We start from the raw sequence: 24979 nt of genomic DNA on the forward strand, positions 1-24979 counted from the left end.
CCTTTCTTCGAACGGCCGATCCCCATGTCCAAGCCCTCGTCCGATCCGACGCCCGTCGAAGCCTTGAGCGAAGACGAGGCCGCAGCCGAGCTGAAGCGCCTTGCCGCCGAGATGGCCGAGCACGACCGGCGCTACTACGCGGACGACGACCCCACCGTCACGGATGCCGACTACGACGCCCTGCGCCGCCGCAACAGCGCGATCGAGCGCCGCTTTCCCCATCTCCTGCGCGAGGACTCGCCCTCGCACCGTGTCGGCGCCGCTCCATCCGCGAAATTTGCGAAGGTGACGCATGCCCGGCCGATGCTCTCGCTGGACAACGCCTTTTCCGACGAGGACGTCGCCGATTTCGCCCGACGCGTGCGCCGCTTTCTCGGCCTGAAGGAAAGCGATCCGCTGGCGATCACCGCCGAGCCGAAGATCGACGGCCTCTCCCTGTCGCTCCGCTACGAGAAGGGCGAACTCGTCACGGCCGCGACGCGCGGCGACGGCGCGGTCGGCGAGGATGTCACGCGCAACGCCCTGACTATTGCAGACATTCCGCATCGGCTGTCCGGGCGCAGGCCCGACGTCTTCGAGGTGCGCGGCGAAGTCTATATGCGCCACGACGATTTCGCCGCCTTGAACGCCCGCCTGGCCGGCGGCGCGGCCGGGGAGGGCGGGGGAGCCGAGGAGGCCGGTGCCGCGGAGGAGATCGAGCCTTCGGATGAGGCGGTGTCCGAGTCCGCCGAGACAAGCGGCGCGCCCGAGGTATCCGGCCGGAAAATCCGCCAGTTCGCCAATCCGCGCAACGCGGCCGCCGGCTCGCTGCGCCAGAAGGACCCGTCCGTCACCCGCTCGCGGCCGCTGCACTTCTTCGCCTATGCCTGGGGCGAAGCGAGCGAGGTGCCGGGCGCCACGCAGACCGAGGTCGTGACGGCGCTCGGCGCCATGGGCTTTGCCGTCAACCCGCTGATGCAGCGCTTCGACACGGTGGAGGGGCTGCTTGCCCATTATCACGCGATCGAGGCGGACCGGGCCGGGCTCGGCTACGACATCGACGGCGTCGTCTACAAGGTCGACGATCTCGCGCTTCAGGACGAACTCGGCTTCGTCTCCCGTTCCCCGCGCTGGGCCATCGCGCACAAGTTCTCCGCCGAGAAGGCGATGACGGTGGTGGAGGCGATCGACATCAATGTCGGGCGCACCGGCAAGCTCGCGCCGCTCGCGCGGTTGACGCCTGTCACCGTCGGCGGCGTCGTCGTCTCCAACGTGACGCTCCACAACGAGGACTACATTGCCGGCCGCGATGCCGACGGGCAGCCGATTCGCGGCGGCCGCGACGTGCGCATCGGCGACACCGTCGTCATCCAGCGCGCGGGCGACGTAATTCCGCAGGTGGTGGATGTCGTCCTGGAAAAGCGCCCGGAGGGGGCCGAGCCGTTCCGCTTTCCCGATCACTGCCCCGTCTGCCATTCCAACGCCGTTCGCGAGATCAACCCGCGCACCGGGCGCACCGATTCCGTTCGCGTCTGCACGGCGGGCCTCACCTGCCCGGCGCAGGCGAAGGAGGGGCTGAAGCACTTCGTCTCGCGCGGCGCCTTCGATATCGAGGGCTTCGGCGAGACCTATATCGAGACGCTGTTCGACGCAGGCCTTCTGCGCCAGCCCGCTGATATCTTCAGGCTGGAGTTCGAGCCGCTGCGCGATGCGATCGAGGCGCGGCGGCAGGCGATCTCCGAGGCGCGCCGGCTCGCCGACGGCAAGGCCGCGCCGGAAAAGGCACCGAAGAAGGCCGAGACCACGAAAGCGATCGAGAATCTTCTCGCCGGGATCGAAGCCCGGCGCACCGTCGCGCTCGACCGTTTCATTTTCGCTCTCGGCATTCCCGATATCGGCGAGACCACGGCCAAGGCTCTCGCGCGCCACTTCGCCGATATCCCCGCCCTGATGGCGGGCATCGCCGATGCCGCCGCCTCCCGCCCCGGCGAGGACTGGGCGGAGCTCTTCGCCCTGCGCACGATCGGCGGCGGCACGTTCGAGAAGCTGATGGCTGTGGAGCCCGAAAAGCTCGCCGACCCCGCCTGGAACCCGCTTCGCGACCCCGCGCTCGCACTGAAATCCAACCAGCGCGTCGCGCTGCGCGAGCGCTACGGCGAGGACGGCGCGGCGTTCGGCAAGGCCATCGCCCAAGCGCAGCACCATCGGCCGAAGGAGCCCTTCCTCGCGCTGGCGCGGGACGGCGATATCGGCGAGGTCGCGACGCTCTCGCTGATCGACTTTTTCGGCGAGGCGCACAATCGAGAGGCCGTCGAGGCCCTGCTCGCGGCCGGCGTCTCCACCGAGGCGATCGCGCGGCCGAAGGTGGAGGGCTCGCCCGTCGCCGGCCTCACGGTCGTCTTCACCGGCTCGCTGGAGAAGATGACCCGCGACGAGGCCAAGGCGACCGCCGAGGGGCTGGGCGCGAAGGTCGCGGGCTCCGTGTCGAAGAAGACCGATCTCGTGGTCGCCGGACCCGGCGCCGGCTCCAAGCTCGACAAGGCCCGGGAGAATGGCGTGAAGGTCATAACCGAGGACGAATGGCTGGACATGATCGCGCCCGCCTGATCCACCGCGAAGGATGGCGCCGGCTGATCCGAGGGCGCCGAGGAACCGACCGGACATGACCATCGTCGCCATCGATTTCGAGACCGCCAACGCCTCGCGCGCCAGCGCCTGCGCGATCGGTCTCGCCTTCGTCGAAGGCGGCTCCGTCACCCGGCGGGCCTACCATCTGCTGCGGCCGCCGGAGATGCGCTTCGATGCCGGCAATATCCGCGTCCACGGCATCCGGCCCGAGGACGTGCGCGATGCGCCGGAGTTTCCCGACATCTACGAGACCTTCCGGCACGAGATCGACGGCGCCCTGATCCTCGCCCACAATGCGAGCTTCGATCTGGCCGTGCTCGGCCAGACGCTCGCCCTCTACGGACTGCCGCGCCCGGCGCTCGCCTCGCTCTGCACGGTGCAGCTCGGCCGGCGGCTCTGGCCGGAGGCGCCCGACCACAAGCTCTCCACGCTCGCCCGCCGGTTCGGCGTCACCTTCCGCCATCATCATGCGGGGGAGGACGCCTTCGCCTGCGCCGCCATCGCCATCGAGGGCGTGCGCAAGGCGGAAGTCCGCGACATCGAGCATCTCGCCCGCTTCACCAGCCTGCGCCGCGCCCATGCGGCGGATGAGGCGGCCCCGGCTGCAAGGCCCGGCGGCATCGCGGCGCGCGCGCTCGAGCAGCGGCGGCCGCGCCCCGCCGCGCCCTCCGGCCGCTTCGTCGTTCGCGGCAGCACCGGCACGCCCTACGACGTGCAGCTCGTCTCCAAAGGCGGCGTGCCTGCGCTTCGCTGTTCCTGCACGGCGGGCCGCTTCGGCAATCTCTGCCGGCATGTGAAGGGGCTGATGGCCGGCGACCGGGCTCAGATCCTGTCCGGCGACGAGGCGCAGCTTCGCGAGGTCGTGGCCCTGTTTTCCAAGGTCGGGGCGCGCTGACGCCGCTTGGCTTCGAGCCCCTTGCCTTCTAAGACGCGAAGGTCCGTCCCGTCCTGCAGCAAGGCCCGTCATGTCCGCGTCCAGCGAAGCCCGCGCCGCGCTTCGGCAGATCCTGCCCGTTCTCGTCGTGACCACGCCCTTCGGCGCGGTCTACGGCACGGTCGCGGCGGGGCAGGGGCTGACGTTGGCCGAGACGCTCGGCCTCTCCGCCACGATCTTCGCGGGCGCGAGCCAGCTGGCGGCCATTCAGATGATCGGCCTCGGCTCGCCGCTCTGGGTCGTCGTCGTCTCCGTCTTCGCGCTGAACTTCCGCCATGTGCTCTATTCCGCCTCGATCGGCCGGCATCTCCAGCGTTTCTCGCCGCTCCAGAAGGCCGCCGCCTTCTTTCTCCTGACCGACCCGTCCTTCGGCTCGGCCGAGGCGCGCGCGGCCGAGACGCCGCTGACCAAGACCTTCTACTTCACCTACAACATCCTTCTCTATCTCAACTGGTGCGCCTCCTCCGCGGTCGGTGCGATCTTCGGCGGGCTCATCAAGGACCCCTATGCGGTCGGTCTCGACTTCGTGCTGCCGATCTATTTCCTGTCGCTGCTGATGGCCTTTCGCGCGCGGGCGAATTTCCTGCCCGTCGTGCTCGCCAGCGGCATCGCGTCGGCCGCGATCTACGTGACCCTCGGCGCGCCCTGGCACATCACGCTCGGCGCCTTCGGCGGCATTCTCTACGCCGTGCTGAAGACGCCCGACACGCCCGACACGCCCGAGACGCCGGCGCCCGAAGCGGTCGAGGTGCCGGCATGAACGAGATCTGGTGGGTCGCCCTCTTCGGCGGCCTCCTCACCTATGCGACCCGCTTCGGCGGGCATCTTCTGCTGGCGCGCATGGAGCGCATTCCGTCGCGCCTGGAGGCGGCGCTGAACGCCGTGCCGGCGGCGGTGCTCACCACGATCGTCGTGCCCACGCTCGTCTCCGGCGCATGGCCCGAGCGCATCGGCATTCTGCTGGCCGCCGTCCTATCGCTGCGACTGCCGATGCTGGTGACGATCGCCATCGGCACGGGCTTCGTCGTCGCGGCGCGCGCTCTGGGCTACTGACGCCAAGACGTTCGCCAAACGAAAACGGGCGCCCGAAGGCGCCCGTTTCGAAGTTCGACAGTGATGCGAAGCGATCAGGCTTCCTGAATCGCCGACAACTGCCAGGCGCCGCGGTTCTCGCGCATAAAGGTCCAGACCTCCGTGCTCTCGGTCGCTTCCGTGGTGCTGCCCTCGACCACGCGACCCGATTCGCGTTCCACCGTCGCGTCGATCGACGAATAGCGCATGGCGACCGTGGCATAGTCGCGGTTCGCGTCGCGCCAGCTCTCCGCGATGTCGCCCTGGAGAAGGCGGACGTCGGACACGTCGTTGCGAAGGCCCCGCGAGGCGTTGGAGCCGAGTTCCTCGGAGAGATAGGACATCATCTCCGGCGTCGTCACGCGGCGCAGCGTGCCGTAATCCTCGCGCCCGTAGGCGCTCTGGATCTCGGTCAGCATCTTCTCGAACGTGTCGAGATCCTGCGAGCTGACGGCGAGCTCGTCCGGGTTCGAGGGCTTGGCCTTCGCGTTGCGCGCGCCGAGGCCGGCGCCCATGCCGCCGAGGCTGCTTCCGAGACCGCTAAGACCGCCGCCCTGCGGAGCGCGGGGGCCGTTCTGGTCGTAGGCCGAACGGTTCATGCCGCCCATGCCCGCCATGGCGGGCTGCGAAGCCTTGCGCGAGCGCAGGAGACGCATGACCAGCCAGATGCCGCCGCCGATGAGGAGGATCTGGAAGAGAAGGCCGAACATGCCGGCCATGCCGCCGAAGCCGCTGCCCATGAGCAGGCCGAAGAGGCCGCCGATGGCGAGGCCGCGCAGGAGCGAACCGCCGAAGCCGTTCATGAAGCCGGGGCGCTGGGCACCGGCCGCGTTGCGGCCGGCTGCGGCCGTCGAAGGCGCGGCGGTGGCCGGCGTCATCGAGCGCTCGACGGGTGCGGCCGGGCGAGGGGCGGTGGTCGTCGCCGGCGCGGACTGGAAGGTGCGCGAGCCGCGGCTACCGAAGCTTCCGCCCCGACGCGCATCGGCATGGTCGATGGCGACCATGGAGAAGGCCATGACGAGGCCGGCGAACAGGCTGGCGAACCGAAAGGTTCGAGACGAAAGCATGCGGAATTCTCCCCTGTGATCTCTATTGCCTCATGTAGGAAGCGGAGGTTGCGATTTTCAGGCGCCCGCCCGTGTTTTTCTATCGCGCGAGGACGGCGATGGCCTGTTCCACGCCCTTCAGCGTCATCGGGAACATCCGCTCCTCGAAGGCGCGGCGCACGAGGCCGATCGATTGCGTCCAGTTCCAATGCGTCTCGGCGATCGGATTGAGCCAAATGGATTTCGGCCATTTCGCCGTCAGCCGCGACAGCCAGACCGCGCCGGCCTCCTCGTTCCAGTGCTCGACCGAGCCGCCGGGAACGGCGATCTCGTAGGGGCTCATCGAGGCGTCGCCGACGAAGATCGCGCGATAGTCCGCGCCGTAGGTGCGCATCACGTCGAGCGTGCCGAGCGTCGCCTCGTGGCGCCGCCGGTTGTCCGTCCAGAGCCGCTCGTAGGGGCAGTTGTGGAAGTAGAAGACCTCGAGATGCTTGAACTCCGAGCGCGCGGCGGAGAAGAGCGTCTCGGCCTCGCGGACATGGTCGTCCATCGAGCCGCCGGAATCCAGAAACAAGAGGACCTTCACGGCGTTGCGCCGCTCGGGCCGCGTCACGACGTCGAGATAGCCGTGTTCGGCCGTCGCCCGGATCGTGCCGGTGAGGTCGAGTTCGTCCTCGGCCCCCTCGCGCACCCAGCGTCGCAGGCGGCGCAGCGCGATCTTCAGGTTGCGCGTGCCGAGTTCGACGCCGTCGTCGAAGTTCCTGAACTCGCGGCGGTCCCAGACCTTCACCGCCCGCCGGTGCCGGCTCGTCTCCTGGCCGATGCGCACGCCTTCCGGGTTGTAGCCTTCGGCGCCGAACGGCGAGGTGCCGCCCGTCCCGATCCATTTCGAGCCGCCCTGGTGGCGGCTGTCCTGCTCCGCCAGCCGCTCCTTCAGCGCTTCCATGATCTTGTCGAAACCGCCGAGGCTTTCCACGAGCGCCTTCTCCTCCTCGGTGAAATGGCGCTCGGCAAGGCTGCGGAGCCAGTCTTCGGGAAGCTCGCGCGCCTCCGTGCCGGCCTCCCCGGACAGCGCCTCCAGCCCTTTGAAGGCCTCCGAGAACACGCGGTCGAAGCGGTCGATATGCCGCTCGTCCTTCACGAGGCAGGAGCGGGCGAGATAGTAGAAGCCCTCGACGTCGTAGGTGACGAGATCGGCGGAGAGCGCCTCCAGAAACGCCAGATGCTCGCGCAGCGTCACCGGCACGCCCGCAGCTTTCAGCTTGAGAAAGAAGGGCAGGAACATCGGGTTGAACGCCCTGTCGGTTAGAGGCGAAAGTCGCCGGTCATGTAGAGAACGGCCTGACCGGCGACGATCACCGCGTCCTCTTCCAGCCGGCAGAACAGCTCGCCGCCGCGTGACGAGACCTGCCTTGCGTGGAACTCGGTCTTGCCCATGCGCCCGTGCCAGTAGGGCACCAGCCCGCAATGGGCCGAACCCGTCACCGGGTCCTCGTCGATGCCGCCCTTCGGCGCGAAGAAACGGGAGACGAAGTCGGACGTCTCGCCCGGCGCCGTCGCGATGACGTTGCGCGCGGGAAGCGCCGCCATGGCCCGGAAATCGGGAGCGAGGGCCCGCACCTCCGCCTCCGTCTCGAAGACGGCGAGGAACGTGTCGTCCTGCACGGCCGGAACGACGACGACCTCCGACGGCCGCGCCCGCAGCACATCGGCGAGGGCATCGAGATCGCCGGGTCCGCTCGCGTTGCGGCGGGGCAGGCGCATCGAGAAGCGCTGCCCGTCCCGCGTCACCGCGAGATCGCCGGACCAGATGGTCGAGAAGGTCAGGACCTCCGCCTCTTCGCCCAGAACCTGCGCCAGCACGAAGGCGCTCGCCAGGGTCGCATGCCCGCAGAGCGGCACTTCGATCGTCGGCGTGAACCAGCGCAGCGCCCAGCGGGCTGGTCCTTCCGGCACGAGATAGGCCGTCTCCGACAGGTTGTTCTCCATCGCGATCCGCTGGAGAACGTCGTCCGGCAGCCAGGCGTCCAGCGGCACCACGGCCGCCGGATTGCCGCCGAAGAGCCGGTCGGTGAAGGCATCGACCTGATACAGTCTCAGCGTGTCCTTCACGATGCTAGACCTTCCGCTGGTACTTGATGAAGGGCGTCAGCTCGCCGATCCGGTCGTAGAGCGTGCGCGCCACCTCGTTGAAATGCTGCGTCGTCCAGTAGACCTGCGGGCAGCCCTCGGCGTCCGCCGCCGCATAGACCGCCTCGATCAGGCGGCGGCCGATGCCGGTTCCGCGCACGTCGGGATCGGCATAGAGGTCCTGGAGGTAGCAGACATTCTCCACGCGCCAGCCGTGCCGATGGAAGAGATAGTGCGCGAGGCCGACGGGGCGCCCGTCCTGCAGGGCGATGAGCCCGCGGAACTCGTTGTCGGCGCCGGAGAGCAGCCGCTTGAAGCTCGTCGCATAGACCTCTTCGGAGACGCTGGCCTTGTAGAAGGTGAGATAGGCGGTCCAGAGCCGGCGCCACTCGGCCTCGTCGGAGGCCACGATGGGGCGGATGACGATCTTAGACATCAGCCGCGCCCCCGGGCCAGAAAGGCCAGCCGTTCGAAGAGGTGGACGTCCTGTTCGTTCTTCAGGAGGGCGCCGTGCAGCTTGGGCAGCATCTTGGTCGGGCTTTCGCGTAGGTCTTCCGGGGCCACGTCGTCGGCGACGAGAAGGCGAATCCAGTCGAGGGCTTCGGAGGTCGAGGGTTTTTTCTTCAAGCCGGGCTGATCGCGGATCTCGTAGAACTGCGTCAGCGCGGCCCGCAGGAGATCGGGACGGATGCCGGGATGGTGCACCTCCACGATCCGCTCCAGCGTCTCGGCGTCGGGAAAGCGGATGTAGTGAAAGAAGCAGCGGCGCAGGAAGGCGTCGGGCAGTTCCTTCTCGTTGTTCGACGTGATGACGACGATCGGCCGACGCTTGGCGCGCACCGTCCGGTCGGTCTCGTAGACGTAGAACTCCATGCGATCGAGCTCCTGCAGGAGGTCGTTCGGAAACTCGATGTCGGCCTTGTCGATCTCGTCGATCAGAAGCACCACGCGCTCGTCGGAGTCGAACGCCTCCCAAAGCTTGCCCCGGCGGATGTAGTTGCCGATGTCGGCGACGCGGGCATCCCCGAGCTGGCTGTCCCGCAGCCGGGAGACCGCGTCGTACTCGTAGAGGCCCTGGCTCGCCTTGGTCGTGGACTTCACGTTCCACTCGATGAGCCGCAGGCCGAGCGAGGTCGCGATCTGGACGGCAAGCTCGGTCTTGCCCGTGCCCGGCTCGCCCTTGACGAGAAGCGGGCGCTCGAGCGCGATGGCCGCGTTCACCGCCACCATCAGGTCCTTGCCCGCGACATAGGCGTCCGTGCCGGAAAAGCGCATGGGGTCCGTTCCTCCTGAAGTCCCCCCGCAGCATAAGGCCCTGCCGTCCGCGAGCAAGCCATGGCCGCACCGCACAAGACCGCTTGGGGGCGATGCGGCGCAATGCTATGCCGGCTGCGAGCGAGCCTCCCGGCGGCCGGGACGGCGAAGACGGCCGAACGCCATGACATCACCCCTTCGCGCGCCGGCGTCCCTCGGCCCCGGCCTCACCCTTCTCTTCGCCTTCACCTGCGGGGCGCTCGCGGCCAATCTCTACTACGCGCAGCCGCTGGTGGCGCTGATCGGGGAGGGGATGGGCCTGGCGCCTTCGGCCGAAAGCTGGCTCGTGACGGCGGCCCAGATCGGCTACGGCCTCGGCCTCGTGCTGCTCGTGCCGCTCGGCGACGTCTTCGAGAACCGTCGCGTCATCCTCGCCACCATGGCGGCGAACGTCGCGGCGCTCGTCGGCCTGTCGCTGACGCCCGGCTTGCCCGCCCTTTTCGCGTTGATGCTCGTCGTCGGCCTCACCTCCTCGGCCGCGCAGATGCTGGTGCCGCTCGCCGCCTCCATGGCGCCGCCGGAGGCGCGCGGACGCGTCGTCGGCAATGTCGTGACGGGGCTTCTCGCGGGCATTCTCATGGCGCGCCCGCTCTCGGGCTTTCTGGCCGAGATCCTCGGCTGGCGCGGCGTCTTCGCGGCCTCGGCCGGCCTCGTCTTCGCGCTGCTCCTGGCCGGCGCGGCGCTCTTTCCCAGCCGCAGGCCCGAGGGCGGCGAGCGCTATCCCGAGCTGATCGGCTCGCTCGGCCGGCTCTTCCTCACCGTGCCCGTGCTGCGGCGGCGTGCGCTCTATCATGCCGCGCTCTTTGCCGCCTTCTCCCTCTTCTGGACCGGCGCGCCGCTGCTTCTCTTCGGCGAGGCCTACCGCTTCTCGGCGGCCGGCGTCGCGCTCTTCGCTTTGTCCGGCGTCTTCGCCGCGCCCGTCGCGGGGCGGCTGGCCGATCGCGGCTATCAGCGCATCGGAACGATCGTCGCCATGCTGGCGGTCGCGGCGGGCTTCGCTTCGGCCTTTCTCGGCGCGCATTCGCTGGTGGCGCTGGTCGTTGCCGGCGTCCTCGTCGATCTCGGCGTCCAGGCCAATCTCGTTATCGGGCAGCGCGAGATCCTGGGGCTGAACCCCGCGCTGCGAAACCGGATGAACGCGGTCTACATGGCGACCTTCTTCTGCGGCGGCGCGCTCGGCTCGGCGCTGACAAGCCCGGTGCTCCAGGCCTTCGGCTGGCCCGGGCTCTGCGCGCTCGGCCTCGGCTTTCCGACCGCCGCGCTCCTCTACCTCGCGACGGAGCGCCGGGCGCCCGCGACGGTCTCGGCGGCGTAGACGTTCGAGGTCCGGCCTCGTGACGATGGCCGATCGACCGCTTCCGGCGCCGCGCGCTTTGCGCCGGCGGGCGGGAACGCTATATCGCGGTCCATGGTGGTCCCGAACGGGGCCCGTTTCCCTTCAAGGATGACCGAATGAGCGGCGCGCAGATCTTCCGCATCGGCCTTTGGGCGATCGTCGCCCTCGTCTGTGGCGCGACGCTGGCCGTCTATCTCTCGCAGAGCACGACGGCGCCGACATCGGCCGAGGCCGCCTACGGCTCGCCCTTCCGGCTCGTCGACCAGAACGGCGCCGAGATCACGGAGGCCGCGCTGCGCGGCAAGCCTTCGGCCGTCTTCTTCGGCTTCACCCATTGCCCGGACGTCTGCCCGACGACGCTGGCCGAACTCTCCGCCGAGAAGGCCGCGCTGAAGGCCAAGGGCAAGGACCTCAACGTCGTCTTCGTCACCGTTGATCCCGAGCGCGACACGCCCGCCGTCCTCAAGGACTATGTCGGCGCCGTCTCGCCCGAGATCGTCGCCATCACCGGCGAGCCCGCGAAGATCGCGGAGATGCTGAAAGGCTGGGGCGTCCATGCCGAGAAGGTGGGGGAGGGCGCGGACTACACGATGGACCACACGGCCTCGACCTTCCTCCTCGATTCCGCCGGCCGCTTCGCCGGCACGATCGCCTGGGGCGAGAACCCGAAGACCACCACAGAGAAGCTCGAGCGGCTCGCCAATCTCTAAAGTGCAGCGTATCCGCCGCCCGATTCGAAGACAGGACGCCATCCCGTGACGCAGACCCGCTACTTCACCCGCGCCGGACGCACCGTCGCGGACCGCATCTCGTCGCTCTGGGAGATCGCGTTCGAGGACGAGGGCGCGCCCGTCGGCGTCTTCGAACTCGACGAGGCGGCCGACCTCTACGAGGTCTCCGTCTATTTCGACGACGAGGCCGGCGGCGCCTCGATGCTCGGCGCCGTGGAGGCGGCGGTTTCCAGTGTCGAGGGCGTGTCGGTCGAGGTCGAGCATATTCCGGAGACCGACTGGATGAAGTCGGTGCTGGAGGGGCTGCAGCCCGTGCGGGCCGGGCGCTTCGTCGTCCACGGCGCGCATGACCGGCATCGGGTGCGCGCCAACGATCTCGCCATCGAGATCGAGGCGGGCCAGGCCTTCGGCACCGGCCATCACGGCACGACCTCGGGCTGCCTCACCATGATCGACCGGATCGTGCGCCGTCGCCGGCCGGGCCATGCGCTGGATCTGGGCACCGGAAGCGCGGTTCTCGCCATCGCGCTCGCCCGGCTCGCGCGCATTCCGGTTCTCGCGACGGATATCGATCCGGTCGCGGTCGCGGTGGCGCGGGAGAACATCCGGGCCAACCGCGTGCAGGGCTTCGTGGAGGCCGCCGTCGCGGTGGGTTTCGAGGCGCGGGCCATCGGCGACCGGGCGCCCTACGACCTCATCGTCGCCAACATCCTGGCGCGTCCGCTGATGGACCTCGCGCCGAAGCTTCAGGCGCATCTCGCCGAAGGCGGCAACGTCATCCTGTCCGGCATTCTGGAGCGCCAGCGCCGGGCCGTTCTATCGGCCTATCGGCTTCAGGGCCTCTACCACCGCGAGACGCTGCTGCGCGGCGAATGGGTGACGCTGCACCTCAGCCGCTGATCGCGCGGCTTGCGTCGCCCGGAACCAGGCGACCTCGCGGCAGAGATTCAGCAGCGCTCGGGCGCGGCGTGGTCGAAGAAGGACCGGCGTTCGATCTGGGAGAGGTCGAGGCGCTCGCCGCCGTCGAAGATCATGACGGAGGCGGTCGTGCGGCGCAGACGGCGGTCGCGCACCTGCATGACGGTCTCGAACGGGGAGCGGGCGATGGCGCTCTGGCGGATGCGATGGCGACCCCGGAGGTCTGCAAGCTGGGTCGTGATCATGGGTCTCTGCCTTATGTTCGAATCCGTCCTCCTCCCTTCGCAATATGCCCGCGCCGGCGCCTCACGACCATGGCGGGAAAGGCATAGGTCCCCCGCGTATGTTGCAATGCAAACAGAGCGAACGGTCATTTTTCGTTCATCATGTCGTGCGGGCTCCGAATCCTGAGCCGGCCCGACCCAGCGGATCCGGCTGTTCCCAGCCCTGCGCCGCTGTTGTAACCCTCTGCTCTCGCGACGAAAGACGAGCCGGAGACGAGAGCCATGTTCCAGACCTTCGATGAGACCGTCGATTTCAGCCAAAGCGCGCGGCGCGTCGAGCATCTCAGGCGCCTCCTCGCCGACGAGGGGCTGGACGGCTTCGTCGTGCCGCGCGCCGACGAGCACCAGGGCGAGTACATCCCGCCCTCCGCGGCGCGTCTCGCATGGCTCACCGGCTTCACCGGCTCGGCCGGCGTCGCGGTCGTGCTCGCGTCGAAAGCCTTCGTGCTCGTCGACGGGCGCTACACGGTGCAGGTGCGCGATCAGGTCGATCTCTCCGTCTTCGAGCCGAGAAGCTCCGTGGAGACGCCGCTCGTCGAGTTTCTCGGCGTCGAGGCGAAGGGCCTGCGCATCGCGGTCGATCCCTGGCTCCACACGCTCGGCGAGGTCGCGGCGTTGCGCACGGCGCTGGAGGCCGGCGGCGGCTCGCTGGTGGAGCTCGGCGCCAATCCGATCGATCGTGCCTGGAACGATCGCCCGACCCCGCCGAAGGGCGCCGTCTCCGTCCATCCCGAGCGCTATTCCGGCCGCGCGGCCGCCGACAAGCTGCGCGACATCGAGGCTGCGATCGAAAAAGCGGGCGCCGATGCGACGGTCCTGACCGATCCGTCCTCGATCGCCTGGACCTTCAACATTCGCGGTGCCGACGTCGCGCACACGCCGCTGCCGCTCGCCTTCGCGATCCTCCACCGCGGCCGGACCGCGCAGCTCTTCATCGACGCCGACAAGCTCGGCCCGGAGGCGCGCGCGCATCTGGAGCCGCTCGCCGCGATCGAGGCGCCGGAGGCCTTCGAGCCCGCGCTGAAGGCGCTTGGCGAGACGGCCGTGATGCTCGATCCCGGCCTTGCCGCCGCGCGGATCGCGACGCTCGTCGAGGCTGCCGGCGGGCGTGTGGTCAAGGGCGCCGACCCTGCGCGGCTGCCGCGCGCGATCAAGAACGAGGCCGAGATCGCGGGCTCGCGCGCCGCGCACCTGCGCGACGGCGCGGCGGTCACGGCCTTCCTGCACTGGCTCGACGGCACCGCGCCCGGCAGCGTCGGGGAGATCGAGGCGGCGCAGAAGCTGGAGGCCTTCCGCGCCGAGTTCGGCGAGGCCGACGGCATGGCGCTGCGCGACATTTCCTTCGACACGATCGCGGGTTCCGGCCCGAACGGCGCCATCGTCCACTACCGCGTCAATCGCGACACAGACCGCAAGCTCGGGCAGGGCGAGCTGTTCCTGATCGATTCCGGCGCGCAATATCTGGACGGCACGACGGACATCACCCGGACCGTGCCGATCGGCGCGCCGACCGACGAGATGCGCCGCGCCTTCACCCTGGTCCTGAAGGGTATGATCGCCATCTCGACCGCTCGCTTTCCCAAGGGCACGCGAGGGCTCGACCTCGATCCGCTTGCGCGCATCGCCCTCTGGAAGGCCGGCCTCGACTATGCGCATGGCACCGGCCACGGCGTCGGCTCCTATCTCGCTGTGCACGAGGGACCGCAGTCGATCTCGCGGCGCGGGGCGGCGGTGATCGAGCCCGGGATGATGCTCTCCAACGAGCCCGGCTACTATCGGGAAGGCGCCTTCGGCATCCGCATCGAGAATCTCGTGCTGACGCTGGCGCCGGAGGCGATCGAGGGCGGCGAGCAGCCGATGCTGGGATTCGAGACGCTGACCTTCGCGCCGATCGACCGCCGCCTGATCGACCCGGCTCTTCTCACCGGCGAGGAGCGGGGCTGGCTCGACGCCTATCACGCCCGCGTCGCCGATCGTCTCTCGCCGGTCCTGGCCGATCATCCGGCGGCCGGATGGCTGGCCGAGATGACCCGACCGATCGGCGGCTGAGCCGTAACGAGAAAAGGCAGGAGCTTACGGCTCCTGCCTTTCCGTCTCGTCGGACTGTCGGCCTAGATCAACGGCAGAACTGGCGCGGTCCGTTATAGGGCTGGAACGTGCCGCTGCGGCCGTCGAACGAGCGGTAGCGGGCCGAGCAGTAGTTGTACCAGGCGCGGCTCCAGGGCTCGTAGCGCCCGCCGGCATAGACAGCCCGCGGGGCCGGGCGATACCGAACCGGCGCGTCGCGGTAGTAGACCGGCGCGTCGCGATAGACGTAGCGAGGCTGGGCCGCGCTCGCGATGGCCGCGCCGAGACCGAGGCCGATCACGCCGGCGGCGATGGCCGCGCCGTTGTTGTTGCGATGGCGGTAGCCACGGTCGCCCCTGTAATAGCCGCGATCGCCGCGATAGTACCCGCGGTCGCCGCGGTAGAAGTCACGATCGCCGCGGTAGAAGTCGCGGTCGCCGCGCCAGTGGCGGCCTTCGCCATAGTACTGCGCCTGCGCCTGCGAGATACCGACGACGGGCACGCTGGCCGGGATCGCCAGGGGCGCGACGGACAGCGCAACGGCGGCCGCGATCACCTTCGCTCCAATTGTCTTCAAAATGCGCATCTACGCCTCCGTGCGAAAACAGTTCTGATTGAAGGATCTAACTGTCTTTTGCCTGAACGGTTCCTGAATGGCGGTTTCATGGGCTGCATGGCGCGGCTTTGTGCAGATGTGTCGCAGACGACGATGGTCCAAAACGACAAAGGCCTCCCTGGCTATGACAGCCGGGGAGGCCTTTCTCTGTCGTCTTTTGTCTGTCGCCGGATCAGGCGGCGGCGCGGGTCGGGCTGCGCTGGGCCTTCGGCTGATCCCGGCGCGCGGGCGCGGCGGCGCGCGGAAGTTCGAACTGCGTCATCAGCTGCTTCAACTGTGCGGCCTCTCGCGCGAGCGTCGCACTGGCGGCATTGGTCTCCTCGACCATGGCCGCATTCTGCTGCGTGACTTTGTCCATCTGGAGAATGGAGAGGTTCACCTCGCGCAGGCCGAGCGTCTGTTCCTTGGTCGAGGAGGCGATCGCATCCATGGACGTGTCGATGGAGACGACGTGCTCGACGATGTCCTTCAGCGAGGAGCCGGTTTCGCTGACGAGCTGGACGCCGCATTCGACCTCGTGGCTCGACTGGTCGATCAGGCTCTTGATCTCCTTGGCGGCCTGGGCCGAGCGCTGGGCAAGGCCCCGGACCTCCTGCGCGACGACCGCGAAGCCCCGGCCGGCTTCGCCCGCGCGCGCCGCCTCGACGCCGGCGTTCAGCGCCAGAAGGTTCGTCTGGAAGGCGATCTCGTCGATGACGGTGATGATGCTCGCGATCTTGCCCGAGGATTCCTCGATCCGTCCCATGGCCGCGACCGCGCCGGCGACGATCTCGCCGGAGCGGACCGCGCTCTGGTTGGCGCGGGCGGAGATGGCGCGCGCCTCTTCGACCTGCTTGTTGGAATTGGTGACGTTCAGCGTGATGGTCGAGAGGGCGGCGGCCGTCTCTTCCAGAGATGCGGCCTGCTGCTCGGTGCGGCGGGCCAGATCGTCCGACGCCTGGCTGATCTCCCAGGAGCGGCCGTCGATCTCGGAGGCCGAGGTGACGACCGCGGTCAGCGTCTCGCCGAGCTGCAGGACGGCCGAGTTGAGGTCGTGGCGCAGGCTCTCGAATTCGGGAGAGAGCGGCACGTCGAGCTGGAAGCGCAGCTCGCCGCTCGCCATGCGCCTGAGGCCCGCCGCCAGATCCGCGGTCGCTTCCTGCAGGCGCTTCTGGGCGAGCCGGTTCGCCTCCTCGATCAGCTTTCCGCGCTCGCCCTCCGTGCGGAGCCGGTTTGCCTCGGCCTCGCCCTCCAGGCGCGCCTTGACGATGGCGGCCTGCCGGAAGATCTCGACCGCGCCGGCCATCTGGCCGATCTCGTCGGGGCGGTTGGCATAGGGGATCGTGGCGGCGGTATTGCCCTCGGCCAGACGGATCATGGATTGCGTGATCCCCTCGACGGGGCGGGCGATGCCGCGCAGGACATAGACGGCGGCCGCGGCGAGGACGGCGGCGACGAACAGGACGGCCCCGAAGATCTTCGCCATCACGGCATCGTAGGTTGCGCCGCTTTCGGCCTTCGAGGCGGCGGCGCCTTCCGAATCGTAGGCGACGAGGGCTGAGGTCGCCTTCTCGACGATGGCGGCCGCATCGCCCATGGCGTGGCCGAAGAGATAGCCCCCGAGATCCTTGGCATTGCCCTCGGACATTTCCAGCATGTAGGCGCCATGCTGGATGTATTCGGCGACGGCCGTCGGGATCGCCGCGAAGATGCGCCGCTCCTCGTCCGTCGAGATCATGGCCTCGTAGGTGGCCAGCGAAGCCTTGAGCGCCGCTTCCTTCTCGTGCGCGACGGCGAGGGCGTCCTTCATCCGGTGGATGTTGACCTCGACGAGATGCTGGCCGTAGGCCACGCGCAGATCGTTGAGCGCGGTCTCGATCCGGCCGGAGGCCACCGTTCTCGGGAGCCAGTTGTCCGCGACGTCGATCGTCCCGGAGTTCAACGACCGCAGGCCGCCCAGCGTAAGCCAGGACAGCATCACGATCACCAGCGCGATCACGCCGAAGATCACGCTCATGGCGAGTTTTATGTTGGGATGGGGCATGACATCACCTGACAGGGCGGATGGTGCACGTACAGACGTGCGCCATCGTTGAAACCGGGGCCGACCGGAAACTGCACCCAGATGCACGCCCCGACCTTGCGTCAGAATCTAAGGCGAAGAAGTAGAGAATTCGTTCAGAACGGTAGGTGTGACGGGAAGTTTGAAATTTTATCGGCTGTTGGGGCCGTGGAGGCTACCTCCAGAAAAAGAATGGTTGGCTTCGTGTAGAATTACCGCAGGATTTACGGCCGACCTATTGCCACTGGACAGTAGCGCGGAACGCGAAATCGCAACTAAACAGCGAAATCGAGACTCAAAACTCAACGATAAACGTTCGTCTTCGCAACAGTATCTAAGTATTATAATATTGGCATATAGGTGAGAAGTGTGGAAGGCAGGCTCGGGCTGCAATGTCTGCGCGAGGCCGAGGATCACGCCATCATGAGAAGGCGACGGACGAGACGCGTCACTGGCTCGTCGGCCGGAGATTTCAGCCGACGAGACTCGTATCGGACCTGTCGCCGTCCGAGGGGAACCGAATTCAGATCTTGATCTCGCCTTCGTGCTTCCCGTCCCAATAGTGTACGCGCGTCGCATGAACCTTGATCAGCACGATGCCGGGCGTATCGATCCCGTCCTTGAACCAATAGTCGAGATCGGAGGTCCAATGGGCCTCGAAGGCGGCCTTGTCCCGGATCAGTTCGGCTTCGCCCTCGACCGAGATGAAGAGCGGGGGCTTGCCGAGCAGACCCTTCGAGCCCTGGAAGCCGAGGCCGACCTTCCGGTCGCGCTCGATGTCGGCGACGGTGTGAGCCTCCTCGTAGGTGAAGAAATAGCTGTCGCCGTCATACTCGACATCGCCATTGTTGCTCATCGGCCGGGCCGCGATGTCGCCGCTGGCGGCTCTCGTCGAGAGCATGCAGAAATCGATGTCCTTCATGGCCTTGGCCAAGGCGTGCAGCGTCATGTCGCTCATGGGGCTCTCCTTCGTATCCGCCCCGTCAACGCCGGTAAGAGCCATATGGCTCCCTGATCACAAAGCCTTCGAACCATTAGCGAAGGCTCGAGGTCGCCGTCGTTCTTTCCGTCCCGGTCGAGCAAGTGCTTTGCGCGGCCGAGATCGCTGGCTCCGGCCCGAACCGCGCCATTCTCCACTACCGCGTCAATCGCGACACCGACCGCAAGCTCGGGCCGGGCGAGCTGTTCCTTGTCGATTCCGGCGCGTAATATCAGGACGGCACGACGGACATCATTCGACCGTGCGATCGGCACGAGGACGCAGGAGATGTGCCGCTCCTTCACATTGGTTCCGAATGTCATGATCGCCATCTCGACCGAGCGGTTTCCCAAGGGTGCGCGGGGGGCTGGATTTCGATCCGCTCGCGCTCGTCGTGCTTTGGAAGCCGGCCCTGCCTTCCGGTCCTACCAGAGCGGCGCATGAGCCTTTGCGGCAGGACTGAGGCGCGGTCCGCTTTAGAGCTGGAACGTGTTGCCACGGCCGTCGAGCGAGCGATAGCGGGCGAAGGTATGGAGTTCTGAAATGATAACGTCCACCGAACTCAAGACTGCCAGCCTCAATGTTCTGATATCCGAGTTCACCGAGTCTGCCGTTCGACAGGCGGAACTCCAAGATGATGCCGAATTCGAGAACGAGGACGATATCGAGGCTATCAGCCGGGAAATTTACTGGGGCTGGGAGATCCGCGACGAAATCCTGGCTCGTGGTGCTGATGGCACTGCAGCGTTGCTCGGTCTCTTCGCCTACCCGAGTATGCAGGTTAAGCTCAGTGCAGCGAAAGCCGTACTGCATGCGGAGCCTAACCGGGCTCGCGAGATGATCGAGGCAATAGCCTATGCGTCGCATCCACCTCAGTCAGGCGACGCCGGAATGTGCCTGTCTTTTATCGACAAGCAATATCCTTGGCAGAAAGAATAGCTCGGCGTCTCGATCCGGTCCTTGAACCTATCGACGCGGCCCGGCGCCATGCGACTGACCGGCTCTCGTTCCGGGATGGTGGGACGAGGGAACTCAAGCCGCCGGCTGCACGAACCCGTCGAGCACGCGCTTCTGCCCGGCCTTGTCGAAATCGACGGTGAGCTTGTTCCCCTCGATGACGGAGACCGAGCCGGGGCCGAACTTCTGGTGGAAGACGCGGTCGCCGATCGCAAAGCGGCTCTCCTCCGTCGCCACGGACTTGGCGACGAGCGTGCCCTCGATCTCGCGCGGACCGCCCGCCCGGGCCGAGGAGTAGAGCCCGGCGCCCTTGCGCGGCGGCTGGTTGTGGCCGCGCGTCGGGGCCGGCTGGGCGCCGCCCATGCGGCCCGCGAAGCCCGAACTCTTCGGCGCTCCCTCATCCATTCCGGCGCGGCGGGCGCTTTCCGCCGCGTAGCGGTCGGCCTTGGCGGAGAGATTGTCCTTGCCCGCGGAGGGCGAGCGCTCGCGAAGGTTCGGTCCGCTCGCGCCGTCCTCGCCATAGGTGATGGTGCGGTCCTTCGGGCCGGAGCGCGAGCCCCAGGCCGTGTCCGGCTGGCCCTGGCCCGCGCGGGCGGCCTGGGCCCGGCGCCAGCCCGGCGTCTGATAGGACGTGGTGGAAAAGGCGTCGGCGTCCCAGCGACTGGCGCCGTAGCCGCCCGTGCCGCCCCCGCCATATCCGCCATAGGAGGCGCTGGCCTCCATGACCTCGACATGGGCCTCCGGCAGTTCGTCGAGAAAGCGCGACGGAATGGTGGACTGCCAAAGCCCGTGAATCCGCCGGTTGGAGACGAACCAGATCTTCACCCGCTTCTTGCCGCGCGTGATGCCGACATAGGCGAGGCGCCGCTCTTCCTCCAGCGCGGAGCGCCCGCCCTCGTCGAGCGCGCGTTGGTGGGGGAAAAGCCCTTCCTCCCAGCCGGGCAGGAAGACCGTCTCGAATTCGAGCCCCTTGGCGGAATGGAGCGTCATCAGCGAGATCGCGTCGGCGTCCGGGTTCTTGTCGACGTCCATGACGAGCGCGACATGCTCCAGAAAGCCTGGCAGGCTTTCGTAGAGATCCATCGAGCGGATCAGTTCCTTCAGATTGTCCAGCCGGCCGGGTGCGTCCGCCGAGCGGTCGTTCTGCCACATCTCGGTATAGCCGGATTCCTCCAGGATCATTTCGGCCAAGTCGGTGTGCTTGGTCGTCGGCAGGAGCTGCGACCAGCGCCGGAAATTGCCGACGACCTCGGTCAGCGACTTGCGGGGCTTGGCGGTCAGCTCCTGCGTCGCCACCATCTCCTCGACCGCCGCGATCAGCGGAATGCCCTTGGCGCGCGCATAGTCGCGGAGCTGGCGGATCGTCGCGTCGCCGATGCCGCGCTTGGGCGTGTTCAGGATGCGCTCGAAGGCGAGGTCGTCGGCCGGCTGCACGACGCCCCGGAAATAGGCGAGGGCGTCGCGGATCTCTTGGCGCTCGTAGAAGCGCGGGCCGCCGATGACGCGGTAGTTCAGGCCCATCGTGACGAAGCGGTCTTCGAACTCGCGCATCTGGAAGGAGGCGCGAACGAGGATCGCCATGTCGTTGAGCTTGTGGCCCTTGCGCTGAAGCTGCTCGATCTCCTCGCCGACGGCCCGCGCCTCCTCCTCCGAATCCCAGCCCGCATGGACCGCGACCTTCTCGTGCTCTGGATCGTCGAGATCGGTGAAGAGCGTCTTGCCGAGCCGGTCCTCGTTATGGGCGATGAGATGGGCGGCGGCGCCGAGAATATGCTCGGTGGAGCGATAGTTGCGCTCCAGCTTGATCACGGTCGCGCCGGGGAAATCGCGCTCGAAGCGCAGGATGTTGTCCACCTCCGCCCCGCGCCAGCCATAGATCGACTGATCGTCGTCGCCGACGCAGCAGATGTTGACGGGCGGCGGAGACGAGCCGATCTCCCCCTCAAGGTGGGAGATCGGCTGTGCCTGAGATGGCTGTGCTTGAGGTGCCCGCGTCTTCGGCCGCTGCGCGAGCAGGCGCAGCCACAGATACTGCGCCGTGTTCGTGTCCTGATACTCGTCGACCAGGATGTAGCGGAAGCGGCGGTGGTAGTCGGCGAGAATGTCCGGGTGGGTGCGCAGGATCGCGATCGGGTGCATCAGGAGATCGCCGAAATCGGCGGCGTTCAGGGCCTTCAGCCGGTCCTGATAGGCTTGGTAGAGTTCGCGGCCGCGCCCGTTGGCGAAGGCGCGGGCGTCGCCTTCGGGAATGTCCTTCGGCGTCAGGCCCTTGTTCTTCCAGCCGTCGATGAGCTGGGCGAAGGTGCGGGCCGGCCAGCGCTTGTCGTCGAGATTCTCGGCCTGGATCAGCTGCTTGATCAGCCGGATCTGGTCGTCGGTGTCGAGGATGGTGAAGTTGGACTTCAGCCCCGCCAGTTCGGCATGCTTGCGCAGCATCTTCACGCCGATCGCGTGGAACGTGCCGAGCCAGGGCATGCCCTCGACCTGTCCGCCGACCAGAAGTCCGATGCGCGTCTTCATCTCGCGCGCGGCCTTGTTGGTGAAGGTCACGGCGAGGATCTGCCCTGGATAGGCGCGGTTCGTCTGGAGGATATGCGCGATGCGCGTCGTCAGGACGCGCGTCTTGCCGGTGCCCGCGCCCGCCAGAACGAGCACGGGCCCTTCCGTGGTCTCCACCGCGAGGCGCTGCTCGTCGTTGAGGCCGGTCAGATAATCCGGTGCGCTGCGGCCGCGCGCGGCCAATGCCCGCGCGGCGATGCCGCCGGACGGCGCGGCCGGGAACGGTGCGGATGGGAGCCTGTCGTCTGAATCGCTCATGCCGCTCTATCTCACGGAAAGATCGGGGAACACTAGGGGAACGTTCGCGCGAGGGGCCGAAGGCCGTCGCGTCGTTTCGCCCCGCCGCGCCCGTCCCTTGGCCGGTCTGCGCATTGCCGCAGGACTCTGGCGCCCTTATTATCCGAGGAGAGAAGAATTGGCGAGGATCGACGATGGCGGGCAGGAACGACGAACCGACACAAGCGGTCACGCAGGCGATGATCGACGCTTACGACGAATACACCCATCTGACGCTCGACCGGCGCGGATTCATGTCGAAGCTGACCGCGCTCGCGGGCTCCGCGACGGCGGCCGCCGCCATCGCGCCGCTCTTAGGCGCCTCCAAGGCCAAGGCCGCGATGATCGCCGAAACAGATCCCGCCATCGACGCGGTCTGGGCCACCTACGATGCCGCCGGCACGGAGATGAAGGCCTATCTCGCCAAGCCCTCCAAGGGGGAGGGGCCCTTTCCGGCCGTCATCGTGATCCACGAGAACCGCGGCCTCAACGCGCATATCCAGGATGTCGCGCGCCATTTCGCGACCGAGGGCTTCCTGGCTCTCGCGCCGGACTTCCTGTCCTCCGCGGGCGGCACGCCGCCGGACGAGGACAAGGCGCGCGAGATGATCGGCGCCCTTGATGCGGCGAAGACCGCCAGGGAGGCGGCGGCCACGGTCGAGTGGCTGAAGACGGCGGAGGGCTCGAACGGGCGCGTCGGCGCTGTCGGCTTCTGCTGGGGCGGCGGGCTCGTCAACACGCTCGCCACCGTCCAGCCGGATCTCGCGGCCGGTGTCGCCTATTACGGGCGGCAGGCCCCGGCCGAGGACGTGCCGAAGATCAAGGCGGCCCTGATGCTGCACTATGCCGGGCTCGACGAGCGCATCAATGCGGGCATTCCGGCCTTCGAGGCGGCCCTGAAGGCGGCGGGCACAGACTACGAGGTCTTCGTCTACGACGGCGTGAACCATGCCTTCAACAACGACACCTCCGCCGCCCGCTATGACAAGGCGGCCGCCGATCTCGCCTGGGGCCGCACGACGGCGTTCCTGAAGGACAAGCTCGGCGGCGAGTGAGGCTCAGGCGACGGGGGGCGCCTTGCGCACGATGCCGACGCGCCGCCCGACGCCGGGCGGGCGGGGCAGGGCGGCGGTCGACGCGGCCCCGGCTCTGATGTTCTCGAAGACGACGGGCGGCCAGGGCGCGACGTTCGGACCGTTGAGATCGATGGAGAGAACCATGGCCTCGACGGTCGCGGCCAACCAGCCGTCCTCGTGATGGAGTTCTTGGAAGATGTGCATGCGCTTCTCGTCGAAATCGATGATCCGCGTGGTGACGAAGACGCGCGCGCCCTCGTGCAGCTCGCGGATGTAGACGACATGGCTTTCCGCCACGAAGGTCGAGCGCTTGGTCGTCGCCACCTCCTCGCGCAGGAGGCCGAGCGCATCGAGCTCGTCGGCGGCCGCCTCGTCGAAGAGAACGTGATAGTAGGCAAGGTTCAGATGACCGTTGAGATCGATCCACTCCGGCCGGACCGTCAAGGGGCGGGAGCGGGAACCGGCGGCGGCCTCCGTCGGGGTTGGGCTCATGGCTCTCGGTCCTCTCGTTCCAGGTTTGCGGCTCCTGTTGCCTATGCCATGACCATTGCGGCTGATGCCATGACCATCGAGCGGATACGATGACCCTTGCAGATCTGAGACGCGACGATCCCCGGCCCCGCGCCGGCACCCCGGCCGCCATCGAGGCGCTGCGCGCCCGGTTCGGCGCGAGGCTTCTGACCGGCGAGGACGTGCGCCGCGCCCATGGTCACACCACGACCTACATCTCGAACCAGATGCCGGACGCCGTGATCCATGCGACGAGCGAGGAGGAGGTGCAGGCGGTCGTGCTCGCCTGTGCCGCGCATGGCGCTCCGCTCGTCGCCTTCGGCGTCGGCTCCTCGCTGGAGGGTCATGTCAACGCGCCGGAGGGCGGCATCTCGCTCGATCTGTCGCGCATGGACAGGCTGTTGAAGGTCGATGCCGAGGATTTCGACTGCACCGTGGAGCCGGGCATCACGCGCGAGGCGCTGAACGCGCAGCTGCGCGACACCGGCCTCTTCTTCCCGATCGATCCCGGCGCCAATGCGAGCCTTGGCGGCATGGCGGCGACGCGCGCTTCCGGCACCAACGCCGTCCGCTACGGCACGATGCGCGAGAACGTCATCGGCCTCACCGCCGTGCTGGCGGACGGGCGCATCGTGCGCACCGCGCGGCGGGCGAAGAAGACGGCGGCAGGCTACGACCTGACGCGGCTTCTCGTCGGCTCGGAGGGCACGCTCGGCATCATCACCAAGCTGAACCTGCGGCTCTACGGCATTCCCGAGGCGATTCTGTCGGGCGTCTGCCCCTTTCCCGACGTCGAGAGCGCCTGCCGCACGGTGATCCAGACCATCCAGGCGGGCATTCCCGTTGCGCGGATCGAGCTTCTCGATGCGCTCGCCATCTCCGCGGCCATCTCCTATTCCAAGATCGACCTGCCGCACTCGCCCTGCCTCTTCGTCGAGTTGCACGGGTCGCAGGCGGGCGTCGCCGAACAGGCGGAGTTCTTCGGCCTCATCGCGGCCGAGAACGGCGGCGGACCGCTGGCCGTCGCGACGAAGGCGGAGGAGCGGGCGAAGCTCTGGAAGGCGCGGCACGATTTCTACTGGGCGAGCCTCACCCTTCGCCCCGGCGCCAAAGCCATCGCGACCGATGTCTGCGTGCCCATTTCCAAGCTGGCGGTCTGCATCGCCGACACGCAGGCCGACGCCGACGAGGCCGGGCTGATCGCGCCGATCGTCGGCCATGTCGGCGACGGCAACTTCCACGTCACGCTGCTGATCGACACCGACGATCCCGCCGAGATCGACCGGGCGGAGGGCTTCATCGGGCGGCTGAGCCGACGCGCGCTCGATCTCGACGGCACCTGCACGGGCGAGCATGGCATCGGGCAGGGCAAGCGGGCCTATCTCGACGACGAACTCGGCGAGGCCGTGGACGTCATGCGGCAGATCAAGGCCGTGCTCGATCCCGGAAACATTCTGAACCCCGGCAAGATTTTCCCGAACCTGTAGACCGGGCCGCATCGACAAAAGCGCCGTGTTCTGGCGTAAG

Annotated in this window: 22 protein-coding genes and 1 pseudogene; 12 read left to right on the forward strand and 11 right to left on the reverse strand. The window is 67.9% G+C overall.

Going from position 1 to position 24979, the window contains the following annotated elements; translation table 11 throughout:
- Positions 1-24 precede the first annotated feature (24 nt).
- From ligA to ASG62_RS21395, 4 genes are all read left to right on the forward strand, one after another.
- Complete coding sequence (ligA, locus tag ASG62_RS21380; protein ID WP_056690120.1) at positions 25-2586, forward strand: NAD-dependent DNA ligase LigA; 2562 nt, start codon at positions 25-27, stop codon at positions 2584-2586.
- Between the two features lie 55 nt (positions 2587-2641).
- Positions 2642-3502 carry a 3'-5' exonuclease gene (locus ASG62_RS21385; protein ID WP_056690126.1) on the forward strand — a complete coding sequence of 287 codons (861 nt, stop codon included), beginning with the start codon at positions 2642-2644 and terminating at the stop codon, positions 3500-3502.
- Positions 3503-3572: 70 nt separating this feature from the next.
- Entirely contained in the window at positions 3573-4301 is a 729-nt protein-coding gene (locus ASG62_RS21390) for an AzlC family ABC transporter permease (RefSeq protein WP_056690127.1), read from the forward strand.
- Positions 4298-4594 (forward strand): AzlD family protein, encoded by a 297-nt coding sequence (locus ASG62_RS21395; protein WP_056690133.1) that lies wholly within the window; start codon positions 4298-4300, stop codon positions 4592-4594. Before ASG62_RS21390 ends, ASG62_RS21395 begins: the two co-directional genes overlap by 4 nt.
- A 74-nt stretch (positions 4595-4668) precedes the next feature.
- Here ASG62_RS21395 and ASG62_RS21400 read toward each other — a convergent pair whose 3' ends face one another.
- The 5 genes from ASG62_RS21400 to ASG62_RS21420 form a co-directional block, all read right to left on the reverse strand.
- On the reverse strand, positions 4669-5679 hold the full coding sequence (locus ASG62_RS21400) for a Tim44 domain-containing protein (protein WP_056690136.1): 1011 nt from the start codon (positions 5677-5679) through the stop codon (positions 4669-4671).
- 79 nt (positions 5680-5758) lie between these two features.
- Positions 5759-6943: a vWA domain-containing protein gene (locus ASG62_RS21405; protein WP_056690139.1), complete on the reverse strand. Its 1185-nt coding sequence runs from the start codon at positions 6941-6943 to the stop codon at positions 5759-5761.
- Positions 6944-6963: 20 nt separating this feature from the next.
- Positions 6964-7770, reverse strand: coding sequence for a PhzF family phenazine biosynthesis protein (locus ASG62_RS21410; RefSeq protein ID WP_200944641.1), 807 nt, complete (start codon positions 7768-7770; stop codon positions 6964-6966).
- A 4-nt stretch (positions 7771-7774) separates the two neighbouring features.
- Positions 7775-8224: a GNAT family N-acetyltransferase gene (locus ASG62_RS21415; RefSeq protein ID WP_056690142.1), complete on the reverse strand. Its 450-nt coding sequence runs from the start codon at positions 8222-8224 to the stop codon at positions 7775-7777.
- Positions 8224-9063 (reverse strand): AAA family ATPase, encoded by an 840-nt coding sequence (locus ASG62_RS21420; protein WP_056690145.1) that lies wholly within the window; start codon positions 9061-9063, stop codon positions 8224-8226. The genes ASG62_RS21415 and ASG62_RS21420 overlap by 1 nt, the downstream gene beginning before the upstream one ends.
- A 163-nt stretch (positions 9064-9226) precedes the next feature.
- On the opposite strand from ASG62_RS21420, the gene ASG62_RS21425 reads away from it, so the two are divergent.
- The 3 genes from ASG62_RS21425 to ASG62_RS21435 all read left to right on the forward strand — a co-directional run bounded on the left by ASG62_RS21425 (position 9227) and on the right by ASG62_RS21435 (position 12069).
- A complete protein-coding gene (locus tag ASG62_RS21425) occupies positions 9227-10417 on the forward strand; it encodes an MFS transporter (RefSeq protein WP_056690150.1) in 1191 nt (396 codons plus the stop codon).
- Positions 10418-10554: 137 nt separating this feature from the next.
- Positions 10555-11148, forward strand: coding sequence for an SCO family protein (locus ASG62_RS21430; RefSeq protein ID WP_056690152.1), 594 nt, complete (start codon positions 10555-10557; stop codon positions 11146-11148).
- A 45-nt stretch (positions 11149-11193) separates the two neighbouring features.
- Positions 11194-12069 carry a 50S ribosomal protein L11 methyltransferase gene (locus ASG62_RS21435; RefSeq protein ID WP_056690156.1) on the forward strand — a complete coding sequence of 292 codons (876 nt, stop codon included), beginning with the start codon at positions 11194-11196 and terminating at the stop codon, positions 12067-12069.
- Between the two features lie 47 nt (positions 12070-12116).
- Here ASG62_RS21435 and ASG62_RS21440 read toward each other — a convergent pair whose 3' ends face one another.
- The gene (locus tag ASG62_RS21440) at positions 12117-12332 is read right to left on the reverse strand and encodes a hypothetical protein (RefSeq protein ID WP_056690158.1); all 216 of its coding nucleotides are present in this window, start codon (positions 12330-12332) and stop codon (positions 12117-12119) included.
- A gap of 261 nt (positions 12333-12593) precedes the next feature.
- Between ASG62_RS21440 and ASG62_RS21445 the strand changes: the two genes are divergently transcribed.
- A complete protein-coding gene (locus ASG62_RS21445) occupies positions 12594-14420 on the forward strand; it encodes an aminopeptidase P family protein (RefSeq protein ID WP_056690161.1) in 1827 nt (608 codons plus the stop codon).
- Between the two features lie 67 nt (positions 14421-14487).
- Here ASG62_RS21445 and ASG62_RS21450 read toward each other — a convergent pair whose 3' ends face one another.
- The 3 genes from ASG62_RS21450 to ASG62_RS21460 all read right to left on the reverse strand — a co-directional run bounded on the left by ASG62_RS21450 (position 14488) and on the right by ASG62_RS21460 (position 18053).
- On the reverse strand, positions 14488-15024 hold the full coding sequence (locus tag ASG62_RS21450; protein ID WP_057180582.1) for a BA14K family protein: 537 nt from the start codon (positions 15022-15024) through the stop codon (positions 14488-14490).
- A gap of 202 nt (positions 15025-15226) precedes the next feature.
- Positions 15227-17050 carry a methyl-accepting chemotaxis protein gene (locus ASG62_RS21455; protein ID WP_244487467.1) on the reverse strand — a complete coding sequence of 608 codons (1824 nt, stop codon included), beginning with the start codon at positions 17048-17050 and terminating at the stop codon, positions 15227-15229.
- Positions 17051-17618: 568 nt separating this feature from the next.
- Complete coding sequence (locus tag ASG62_RS21460) at positions 17619-18053, reverse strand: pyridoxamine 5'-phosphate oxidase family protein (RefSeq protein WP_056690168.1); 435 nt, start codon at positions 18051-18053, stop codon at positions 17619-17621.
- Positions 18054-18196: 143 nt separating this feature from the next.
- Here ASG62_RS21460 and ASG62_RS27745 point away from each other — a divergent pair.
- Positions 18197-18480 (forward strand): annotated as a pseudogene (locus ASG62_RS27745) (M24 family metallopeptidase); the annotation flags it as partial.
- 137 nt (positions 18481-18617) lie between these two features.
- Positions 18618-19013: a DUF2019 domain-containing protein gene (locus ASG62_RS21465; protein WP_056690171.1), complete on the forward strand. Its 396-nt coding sequence runs from the start codon at positions 18618-18620 to the stop codon at positions 19011-19013.
- Positions 19014-19106: 93 nt separating this feature from the next.
- On the opposite strand, the gene ASG62_RS21470 is transcribed toward ASG62_RS21465, so the two are convergent.
- Complete coding sequence (locus ASG62_RS21470; RefSeq protein ID WP_056690174.1) at positions 19107-21848, reverse strand: UvrD-helicase domain-containing protein; 2742 nt, start codon at positions 21846-21848, stop codon at positions 19107-19109.
- Positions 21849-22021: 173 nt separating this feature from the next.
- Between ASG62_RS21470 and ASG62_RS21475 the strand changes: the two genes are divergently transcribed.
- Complete coding sequence (locus ASG62_RS21475) at positions 22022-22921, forward strand: dienelactone hydrolase family protein (protein ID WP_056690177.1); 900 nt, start codon at positions 22022-22024, stop codon at positions 22919-22921.
- Positions 22922-22924: 3 nt separating this feature from the next.
- On the opposite strand, the gene ASG62_RS21480 is transcribed toward ASG62_RS21475, so the two are convergent.
- Entirely contained in the window at positions 22925-23434 is a 510-nt protein-coding gene (locus ASG62_RS21480; RefSeq protein WP_056690179.1) for a thioesterase family protein, read from the reverse strand.
- 89 nt (positions 23435-23523) lie between these two features.
- Between ASG62_RS21480 and ASG62_RS21485 the strand changes: the two genes are divergently transcribed.
- Positions 23524-24939 carry an FAD-binding oxidoreductase gene (locus ASG62_RS21485; RefSeq protein ID WP_056690182.1) on the forward strand — a complete coding sequence of 472 codons (1416 nt, stop codon included), beginning with the start codon at positions 23524-23526 and terminating at the stop codon, positions 24937-24939.
- The last annotated feature ends 40 nt before the right edge of the window (positions 24940-24979 follow it).

The sequence above is a fragment of the Aureimonas sp. Leaf427 genome, from assembly GCF_001425485.1.
In the GTDB taxonomy this organism is placed as follows: Bacteria; Pseudomonadota; Alphaproteobacteria; order Rhizobiales; family Rhizobiaceae; genus Plantimonas.